2 protein-coding genes are annotated in these 3,945 nt (G+C 58.8%); both read right to left on the minus strand.

All coding sequences use genetic code 11. From position 1 onward, the window contains the following. Positions 1 to 2,842 (minus strand): toxin TcdB middle/N-terminal domain-containing protein (locus NKH57_RS33445; RefSeq protein WP_352950605.1); only part of this gene is annotated, 2,842 nt, incomplete at its 3' end. After that, positions 2,826 to 3,945 (minus strand): hypothetical protein (locus tag NKH57_RS33450; protein WP_352950603.1); only part of this gene is annotated, 1,120 nt, incomplete at its 5' end. The genes NKH57_RS33450 and NKH57_RS33445, both read right to left, overlap by 17 nt.

Genomic DNA, 3,945 nt, shown 5'->3' on the forward strand with positions numbered 1-3,945 from the left:
TACCAGCGACACGCGTGCGCGAAATCATGTTGTCGTTGGCGGCATAGGCGAAGGTTTCGTCGAGCGTGTTGTCGCCGAGATTGTCTGATGAGACCAGCCGGTCGGCATTGTCGTAGACATAATTCCAACTGCCTGGGGGAGCGGCCCCGACAATGTTGGTGATGCGGCCGAGAGCATCACGCGTGAATTGCCGGTCCATCAGCATGCTGGCGCCGAATGCGTTGGTGATGCGCGTCAGCCAGCGCCGTGTCGGCGAGTAGGTGAAGGACGTTTTTACGCCGTTGGCGTAGGTGATCTCCTTGGTCTGGCCGTCAGCCTCGTAGATGGTCGAGGTGATGAAGCCGGGAGCGGAATAGAGCCTGTTGCCGGCGGTGTACTGCAAGTGGTTGGTGTTCGAACCGAAGTCGAGCTGAACGGGGAAGTATTGGACATATACGTTCTGGCCGGAGCCGTCGTGGACGTTGAACGTGGTGTTGGTGATGCCCGCGATGGTGGCATCCTGACGGGCAACCTTGCCGAGACCGTCATAATTGTAGAGCTGGACGGCGGCGGCGTTTTCCGAGCGGGTCAGCTGGCCGATGTTGTAGTAGCCTGATGCCGCCTGGTCGTGGGTGTTCTGCGTCAGCGTCACCGGGCCGCCGCCCGGCGCGGTGGCCGTCTTCAGCGTCAGCCGGTCCATCTGGTCATAGCTGAGCGTGGTGACCGCGCCCCGCGCATCGGTCTGGCTGACCAGCCGGTTGGCGGCGTCGTAGATATAGGTCCAGGTGCCGAGATCGGGATCGGACGCCGACAGCCTGTTGCCCAGCATGTCGTAGGTGTAGGTCCAGGTAGAGCCGCCGGGATCGGTGACGCCGATCAAGCGGCCGAGAAGATCGTAGGTGCGTGTCTCCGGCAGATTGAGGCCGCCGATGTCGCGGACAATGGCGGCGATATCGCCGTGTGTCGTCCATGCTGTCTTAGTCGGATGGCCAAGCTCGTCCGTCATCGTCACCGCATCCAGCCGCGGGTTGACGCCGGTTCCCGTGGCCAGTTCGTTCAGGTAGCTGCGCTGGCTGGCATCCAGCCGATCGGCCCAGTCGTAGCTGTTGGTGGTCCATTGCGCGGCATCGTCGACAAATCGCGGGAAGGCAGTGCGCAGCACATTGCCGCGCAGATCGTAGTCGGTGTCGGTGATGCGCCTTGCACCAGCCGCCGTCTCGCCGGGCGTCATTACCCGGTAGACCCGGCCAAGCCCGTCATACCAGGAGATGGTAAAATCCTCGCCGGCGCCATTGGGCAGCGGCGTGTATTTGATCAGCGCTTGCGCCCCAGGAGTGCCCTCGCTGACAAACTGATTCCTGACATAGGCACCCAGCACGTTCTGTGAGACCTGGTAGGGTCGGCAGAACGCATCGTAGGTGAAGGTCTTGACGATGCCGTTGGGATCCGTCTTGGTTGCCGGCAGCCCACACACGGCGTTGTAGGTGGCGGTCGAGACGAAGCGGGTGTCGGCCGTCTGCCCACCGGTGGCAAAATAGCGCGGCGCCCGCTCGGTTACGGGATAGAGGTGATAGGTCGCGTCATAATCCCATTCGGTCTTGTGACCGAGGCCATTGGTGGCCGATATCTTGTTGCCATAGGCGTCATAGGCAAAATACTGGTTTACCGTCTTGCCCGCATAGACGTCGCTGAAGGTTTGCGCCCAGGTCAGATTACCCTTGCTTGGCACCGCCCAAACGTCGGTTGTGTTGCCATCGTAGTAGTGGTGCGCGTAGCTGATGTAAGGGGCGCTGGCGTCGAGGCCGGCATGGCTGCGCTCGGCGATCAATGCCGAGACAATGTAGGCCGAAATGTTGGGCGAGAAGAAGCGCTCGGTCCAGGTCTCGTCGCCACCGACATCGGTGCGGCCATAGTCCTTGAGGCTGGTGACGTTGTTGTAGGCATCGAAGCCCCGCTCGACGCGCAAGTTGCGCGCGATGTTCTCGGTCAGCGTCGTGTCGGTCGCCGTGTTCTGCACTGTGTAGGGTTTTGTCGCCGCATTGACCGCATAGGTCTCTGCCACCTGCTTGTGCACGGTGCCTGCGCCATCCTTCCACACCGTCAGCGACGGCAGGCCGTAGCTTGCCAGATCCTGCCGATAGGTGGTCTCGATCTTCGATGGTGCGGTCTCGCCATTGGCCAGCGGTTTTGTCTCGACGATCGAGGCAAAGCCCAGGAACTTGCGCGCTGCCGGGTCGTACTTGCCGCCGGCATAGGTGTACGTGCTCACCGCCGTCTGGCCGCGACCATCACCGACAGAGAGCTTTGACACCGCATGCACCAGTTGCGGCAGGTAGTTGTTCGTCCAGGTCGACGACGGCGTGTACTCGACCGCCACCGTCCCTCCCAGCTCCGTCGTGATCTGCTTCACCAGGTTCGGATTGCCGGTGCCGGCATTCGAGATGATCATGCTGGTATAGTTGGTGAAATCCGGCAGCCCATCGCCGTTGAAGTCGCCGATTACGTCCCCGACTGTTGGAATCGATGCTGGCCGCGGGAGATTGACCGCAGCGTAAGTCGTGGGTGAGGAGGGTTGAAGAGAGTAAACTTTGATCAAACGTGTTTCACCCGGCCCGACAACAACGTTGTCGCTCAGCGTAAAAACGTCCGTTTTTCCATCATTGTCAAAATCACCGAGAATTGCCTTGCCGCCAAGAATGCCGGTGGTGGCTGTGAAGCTTTTAAAACCAACGCCGGTCGACAGATATACGGTGATCTCGTCGGCGCTTGATCTATACCTGGCAACGTCAGTCGCACCGTCGCCGTTGAGGTCCGCAAAGACGCAGGAGCCAGGATTCGAGACTGTGTCAAACTGGCAATTTATGTTGAAGGCAGTTCCGCCTGCTTGCCATTTGCCGCTGGAAAGGACGCCCTTTTTTGAGGGTGGTACTCACAATGAACAAGGGTTGTTGCTTGCCATTGCCGAGAAAATCACCAACGCCCATGCTGGTGTCGGTGAATGTGGTGCGTTTCTCGAGAGTATCGATTCCGTCGCCATTCGTGTCAGCCGCGAATGACGGATTTGCGGGAAGAGTGGAAACATTGCTGTAGCTTGGCAAACTGCTGCACAGGGCCTCATAGCCCACAGGCGCTGGGCTGCAGGCAACAGTTGTCATCGCGAGATTGGCGTCCGTCAGCACCAGCGAAGGGGTCGCTGAGTAAGTGTAAGTGCAAACCTCCCCATTATCGCGCGTGCTATGACAGGAAGCTGTTTTCGTATTCTGATACTGGGCAAAATCCATCGCGTTCTTGGTCGCCAGGAAGCGTCCAGGACCCAAGACGGTCAACACAGAGCTACCTTTCGGTGTAAGATCGGTGCCGAGTGATGACGTCGTTGTTGAAGTTGTACTGCCAAACAAACTATCTACGTCAAAAGGCACACCATTGCTGCCGAATTTTATTATTCTTTTGTAATGCTGTGTCTTCTTCGACGTCAATACTTCATGATCTCCGGTCGATCCTCCTCCTCCGTTGGTGGTTGTCGTCGTCGTCTCAGCATATTCGCAACAAAGTTCATCTCGACCGTCGAAGTCGACATCGAGGTTTTCTTTTGGATTCGCGTAAGTTGGATTGTCACCAGACGTCGGGATGTGCTCGTAGATCGGCGTGTTGACGGTGGTGTAGTTCCAGCCGGCATCCTGATAGGCCATTTGTCCAAGCGATTTCGACGTCCCGCCGCCGATGGTGCCATCGACGGCGATTGTTGCGTCGGTGCCGTAGCGGGTAACCTGGGTCAGCCGCGAGGCGTTGGAGAACGGTGCCTGGTCGTAGATCAGCTTGTAGGCGCCGCGCACCGCGCCACTAACGGTGATGCCAACCGTCTTGATGCGTTGGCTGGTCACAGAGATGTCGCGGCCATTGCCCATCAGGATCAGGTCGGGACGGGTCTCGTAGTAGAATTTTACGATGGTGCCGTTGTAGCTGACG

Source organism: Mesorhizobium sp. M1050 (genome assembly GCF_040318715.1).
In the GTDB taxonomy this organism is placed as follows: Bacteria; Pseudomonadota; Alphaproteobacteria; order Rhizobiales; family Rhizobiaceae; genus Mesorhizobium.